This window comes from Chamaesiphon sp. OTE_8_metabat_110, assembly GCF_031382685.1.
In the GTDB taxonomy this organism is placed as follows: domain Bacteria; phylum Cyanobacteriota; class Cyanobacteriia; order Cyanobacteriales; family Chamaesiphonaceae; genus Chamaesiphon.
On the sequence record NZ_JANMZA010000350.1, the window covers coordinates 1 to 5,859 of the forward strand.

The window sequence follows — 5,859 nt, forward strand, 5'->3', positions numbered from 1 at the left end:
TACTCGCCAGGAGACAGGCTAAATTTAGTACTACCGCTCTAACTCCGCTATTTATCAATCTTCACCATCCCCGCCATCAAATCGACCCAGACCGGGAAGATCGTCGTCTGTCTAGAAGAGGGATTAGATTCGTTGTCGATAGCTATCTCACCGAACTCAACCTCAAACATGGGGATGGACGGACTCTCTCGGCTCACTCTCTACGGCATACAGCGGGGACTCTGGCGATTCAAAATGGGGCATCGTTGCGCCAGGTGCAGGATTTACTCGGTCATGCCGATCCCAAGACCACGGCGATTTACACGCATATTGGCGACAGGTGGACGAATAATCCAGCCTTGAAATTGGGAATCAATCTCAATCCCGAATAGAGGTCGAGCGCACCTACAGCAATCGGAGCGAGGAAATAATCGGGTCATCAATACCCTTGCGGAATTTGTGATATAAGTGAACTACTTAAACCTCAAAATTATGTCAGAGCGTTCGTCAAAACGAGACAATTACCTTATTACCCCAGATAGCTATATTACGCTCGGCAATCATCAATCCCAAAGTGGAAATTATGAGCGTGCCTTAGCTGCTTATGACTGCGCCGTGCGACTCGATCCTGGCTATGCCAGATCCTATAACTATCGCGGTTCATTCAAGTATGCGAATTTGGGTGATATCCAGGGTGCGCTGGCAGATTTCGACTCAGCCGTTAGGTATGACCCCGATTATGCCGTTGCTTATGCCAATCGCGGTTTGCTTAGGTATCAGCAATTAGGTGACATTCCTGGAGCCTTAGCCGATCTCAATCTATCGATCCTCCTCAACCCTCGCGATGCTTCGACGTACACCACTCGCGGTTTGATTAAATATGACAGACTTGATGATGTTGAATATGCTCTAGCAGATTACGATCTAGCGATCTGCGTCGATCCTAACTTTGCTCCGGCTTATAACTGTCGCGGACTGTTAAAGAATGTTAAATTGATGGATATTTCAGGTGCCCTGGCGGATTACGATCGGGCGATCGAGCTAGATCCTACCTTATCTGAAGCTTATTATAATAGCGGTACGCTCAAGCATCAGGAACTTGCAGATCGGTTGGGGGCATTGGTTGACTATGACAGAGCGATCTCCCTCGCTCCCAATTTAGCTGCTGCTTATTTTGCACGAAGTCTGCTCAAACGTAATCTGCTCGATGACGTTCGAGGGGCAAATTTCGATCTGGATCGTGCAATTAATCTCGATCCTAATATTGTCGATGCTCCCTGAACTATCCTGTCGGAAAACTAGTTTTTTGGGCGTGGTTTGTAACCTTTGAGTTCGCGAACTAGGGACATTGCCTCATCAGTATTAGACTGTTGCTGTTGTTGTCGATAGATATTTGCAGCGGTAATCAAATCGGCGATCGCCCCAGCTTTGTTGCCAGTTAACTTCCGTGCCAAGCCCCGATTGAAGTAGGCATCGGCATAGTTCGCGTTGAAGGCGATGGCATTGGTGTATTCGGCAATCGCCGCCTTCTTATTGTCTTTGAACTTATCGCCGCCCCGCTTGTAAGCAGCGATTGCTCTTTGCTCGAACTGACTTTTTGGTGCTACTGTAGCTAGAATCGGTGTTGCTGGTTGAGCCGCAATTTTAGGTTTTGTTACATTTGTGGCAACCACTCATAAAACCTTCGTTTCTGTGACAACAGGAGTAGCGATCGACGATCGCTTGTTACTCGCTAGCCTGAGAGCTGGTTGGTTAAGTTCCACAGGTTCGGCGGTTGCTACTGGCTTTGGTCGCTCAGGTTGACGAGCGACTGGAGGAACGATCTTCGACGCTGCTGGTTTTACGGCGATGAGTGGCGTATTTCTGGTAGCTTCGCATCTGCTCAATTCGCGATTTGCCAATTGATATAGATCGGTTTTATGCTGCTGTCTGGCAAGCCGAGCGGCTTGGCGTAAATCTCCCATGCCGATGTCTGCGTCATTCATTTTGCTGCAACGAAGAATGCCGCGATTGAGGTATGCCTTAACGTAGGTAGGATCGAGTTCGACCGCTCGGTTGTAGTCTAAAAATGCACCCAATGGGAAATTCAGCCGATTTGCTCTAAACAAACCTCGGTGGAGATAAGCCGTCGTGAAATTGGGTTCGAGATCGATCGCCCGATTGTAGTCGGCTAAGGCTCCTTGGCGGTCGCCTAGCCGATCTTTGAGCATCGCTCGCTCGTTGTAGTTATCTGGCTCGTTAGGATTGGTGGTAATTTCTCGATCTAATCTGCTGACCTCGGCTTGCACTTGGTTGCGATCGCGCCAAGATAGATCTCCATCAGCCGCGACTGCTGGTGCTGTGGCGAAGCCCGCTACTCCTCCAATGCTAATAATTGCCGCAATTCCCATGCTACAGGTTTGAATCCTGATATTTTTCACGATGAACTAACTTCTCCACTAATTACCCAAAACTCGCGATAGATAGTGCTATCGATCGCTATCATGCCACGCAGCAATTTAAACCGCCTTGGGTAAATTAGCTTAAATCAAGACCGCTCGAAGATTAACACGCCAAGTTTTCTGCTTGAGATGACAGTGCCTGGAGTCGTTCGCGGAGCGTCGGCTGTGCCGAATCGACATCAACGCCAATTAGTGATTATGTTTGAGCAAATTTCCTAGTTGGGTAATTCGGCTTTTGAGATTTCCCATCTCTTTTCGCACTCTTAATTGCTCTTGCGCTCTACTCACCACGTTCGGCAATGTACCTTGCGCTTGAGCGATCGTAAACAGAGCCTCTAGTAAAGTTTCTGCCGTGATGCTCTCCTGTTGACAGAGTGCATCGATCTTCTCTTTGATCGCTACCTGCAATCGGATCGGCTGTTGTTTGGCGATCTCTGGATATCGGGCTAATAAACCTCTCAATTCGTCTAGTTGAGTTGCCGGGGAATTAATGGGTGGGAGATCGGCGATCTGTGTTGTCTCTGTTAGGATATCTACTCTCGCCTCGGTTACTGTTGGTTGCGATTGACGATTTTTGATGTCATTGATGAGGCTCATAACTTAATTAATTTTTGGTATTTAGGGGCTAAACTGAGTTTGAGTTTCTGGATGATTTGCTCGATCGGATATTCTAGATGCCCAGCTCCCAAATCTGTTGGGCTAACTTGCTTATCGATCGCCTGTTTAAACACATCGCTCTCTAAAATATGCGACAACATTAAATCTGCACCCGCTACCGTACTCATCGCTTCAATACTACTGCTGGTAATTTTGGTTGGCTGTCGTCCTACCCACTTTGCCCGAAATGGGACAACTCCCAGCAACTCTCGTCCTGGTAAGGCTGACTTAAACTCCTCGATTAAGGCTAGTGTCCTTACTAACGATTGCACTCCTTTGGTTGAAGCCTCGGCGGGAATCAACCATTTATCCGCCGCTCCCAATGCGGTTTGTGCTAAGTGACTCCGCTCTGGTGGGGGGTCGATAATAATCGCGCCAAACTCTCGTTCGAGTGGTTCGAGTCTTTGGCGCAGAGCAAACAAACTCATTCCACCAGCGGCTAATTTGTAGTTAGCTGCTTCTAATCCATCGTCGGCGGGAATTAGAAACAGATTGCTATTGTCAACGATCGGTTTTTCAGTGGTTGGAGGTACCTGTACGATCGCATCGACCGCACTGAGTTTTGAATCAGATAGGGTGATGACTTCTAATAACGTTGGTTGATTTTGCTGGATATCTATGCCTAAAAAGGCAGTCAGACTCGATTGAGGATCGGCATCGATAAATAAAACGGGTATCCCCAATCTGCCTAAGTATCGCCCTAGCATGAGGGCTACGGTCGTTTTCCCCTGACCCCCTGCCAGTCCTAGTGTTGAGATAATTGGCATTGGTTGCGTTTTTAAATTTGCACTATTATATGCTAAAACAAATAATTAAAAATACTTTGATACTAATTTACTTTAATATTAAAGTATGATTGAGTCACGATCTTTTCGGCAGCGAACGAGAGCCAGCTAGCCGAAGCTTTTGCGTCGTCTCAAGTCGCTCGGCTTAAACACTACACTATTCATTGCTATTATTCAAAGACGTTTTCCTGATGCGAGAGTCACTTTGTTTAACGCAACCCCAACCCTAGATTGTGCGATCGTGGTAGACTAGACAAGGAAAAGTCGAACATACTATTCTGCTCTAAAACCATTATACAAATGTATAAAACTACTTTTGTATAATAGTTGAGAAGTAACCCCCTTCCATTGTTTTAGCAGGTAAAACCTTATGGTAAATATTGCTATTATACAAAAGTACTTTTGTATAATCTATTTAAAGTGTTATTACTCTAACGTATTCGATCGTTAACTGATGGGGGAAACGCAGAATTCGGACAAAATAGCACGCTAAGGCTGAAAGCCTTTCTCTAAAACACTTACATAACATCACTTCAGCATCTTAGATAACCGCAACGATCGAAACTGTCCAGCCTCAGTCGCTTTATTTTGCCGCCAAACATAATCACCAGTCAGATTAATATGCTCCCAACCCAGCGGCGATAAATATTGCAACAGCTCATCATCAATCGATTTCCCCGCCTCTGTTTGCGCCTCAATTGCCCGTTCAATATAGACCGTATTCCATAACACAATCGCCGCTGTGACTAAATTCAAGCCACTAGCTCGGTAGCTTTGCTGGTCGAAACTGCGGTCGCGAATCTCACCCAGACGATTAAAGAAAACCGCACGAGCCAACGCATTCCGCGCCTCTCCCTTGTTTAATCCAGCGTGAACTCGTCGGCGCAGTTCGACATTTTGTAACCAGTCCAGAATAAACAATGTCCGTTCAATCCGCCCCAGCTCCCTGAGTGCAATCGATAATCCATTCTGCCGAGGATAACTGCTAAGTTTACGCATCATTAGTGAAGCAGTCACAGTACCTTGTTTAATCGATGTAGCCAATCGTAAGATCTCATCCCAATGGTCGCGGATCTGCTTGAGGTTGAGAGTACCACCATTCATCGCTTGCAAAGCCGAATAATCCTGTTCGTTCTTAGGAACATACAATTTGGTGTCTTTCAGATCGCGGATACGTGGTGCAAAGCGGAAGCCCAGTAAATGCATCAGGGCAAACACATGGTCTGTAAAACCTGCCGTATCGGTGTAATGTTCCTCAATCCGTAAGTCTGATTCGTGGTACAGCAAACCGTCTAAAACATAGGTCGAATCGCGAATACCAACATTAACCACCTTGGTACTAAATGGTGCGTACTGGTCGGAGATATGAGTGTAAAACGTTCGACCTGGCTCACTCCCGTACTTGGGATTGACGTGACCAGTGCTTTGCGCCTTACTACTGGCTCGAAACCGCTGCCCATCTGACGATGAGGTAGTACCGTCACCCCAATTGTTCGCAAAATCATGATGGAACTGAGCATTCACGAGATCGGCTAGTGCAGTCGAGTAAGTCTCATCTCGGATGTGCCAAGCCTGAAGCCAAGATAGCTTGTCGTAGGTCAGTCCAGGGCTGGATTCAGCCATTTTGGTCAATCCCAGATTGATAGCATCAGCAAGGATCGCTGATAGCAATAAAGTTCGGTCTGGTGCGGGTTGTCCATCTTTGAGATGGACAAAATGACGAGTAAACCCCGTCCAATCATCCACTTCCATCAACAACTCAGTAATTTTGATGCGTGGGAGTAGTGCAGAAGTTTGGTCGATTAATCGTTGCGCCCCATCCGGTACGACTGTCTCTAACTGTGTAATCTTTAAGCCAGTGTCAGTAATAATCGCATTTGGTAGCTCGTTGGCAAGTGCCAGCTCACTAACCGTTGCCAGTTGTTGTTCGAGTTGATGTAATCGTTTGCTCAGGTACTCCTCGCAGTTGGTATTAACGGCAATCGGTAATCCATTTG

The 5,859-nt window shown here is 46.7% G+C and carries 7 protein-coding genes; 2 read left to right on the top strand and 5 right to left on the bottom strand.

Annotation, left to right across the window (positions count from 1 at the left end; genetic code table 11):
* On the top strand, window positions 1-371 hold a 371-nt coding region (locus tag RMO52_RS12795; protein ID WP_310414716.1), incomplete at its 5' end, for a tyrosine-type recombinase/integrase.
* Between the two features lie 100 nt (window positions 372-471).
* Entirely contained in the window at window positions 472-1,260 is a 789-nt protein-coding gene (locus RMO52_RS12800) for a tetratricopeptide repeat protein (RefSeq protein WP_310414719.1), read from the top strand.
* A gap of 17 nt (window positions 1,261-1,277) precedes the next feature.
* On the opposite strand, the gene RMO52_RS12805 is transcribed toward RMO52_RS12800, so the two are convergent.
* From RMO52_RS12805 to RMO52_RS12825, 5 genes are all read right to left on the bottom strand, one after another.
* Window positions 1,278-1,652 (bottom strand): tetratricopeptide repeat protein, encoded by a 375-nt coding sequence (locus tag RMO52_RS12805; protein ID WP_310414721.1) that lies wholly within the window; start codon window positions 1,650-1,652, stop codon window positions 1,278-1,280.
* On the bottom strand, window positions 1,653-2,399 hold the full coding sequence (locus tag RMO52_RS12810; protein ID WP_310414724.1) for a hypothetical protein: 747 nt from the start codon (window positions 2,397-2,399) through the stop codon (window positions 1,653-1,655).
* Window positions 2,400-2,609: 210 nt separating this feature from the next.
* Window positions 2,610-3,017 carry a hypothetical protein gene (locus RMO52_RS12815; protein WP_309744331.1) on the bottom strand — a complete coding sequence of 136 codons (408 nt, stop codon included), beginning with the start codon at window positions 3,015-3,017 and terminating at the stop codon, window positions 2,610-2,612.
* On the bottom strand, window positions 3,014-3,844 hold the full coding sequence (locus RMO52_RS12820; protein WP_310414728.1) for a ParA family protein: 831 nt from the start codon (window positions 3,842-3,844) through the stop codon (window positions 3,014-3,016). The genes RMO52_RS12815 and RMO52_RS12820 overlap by 4 nt, the downstream gene beginning before the upstream one ends.
* 546 nt (window positions 3,845-4,390) lie before the next feature.
* A partial coding sequence (locus RMO52_RS12825; protein WP_310414733.1) for a Tn3 family transposase occupies window positions 4,391-5,859 on the bottom strand: 1,469 nt, incomplete at its 5' end.

What these genes read in the sequence shown, in the direction of transcription:
- RMO52_RS12800 (WP_310414719.1), top strand. Translation starts at nt 472, where the DNA reads ATGTCAGAGCGTTCGTCAAAACGAGACAATTACCTTATTACCCCAGAT.
- RMO52_RS12815 (WP_309744331.1), bottom strand. Translation starts at nt 3,017, where the DNA reads ATGAGCCTCATCAATGACATCAAAAATCGTCAATCGCAACCAACAGTA.
- RMO52_RS12820 (WP_310414728.1), bottom strand. Translation starts at nt 3,844, where the DNA reads ATGCCAATTATCTCAACACTAGGACTGGCAGGGGGTCAGGGGAAAACG.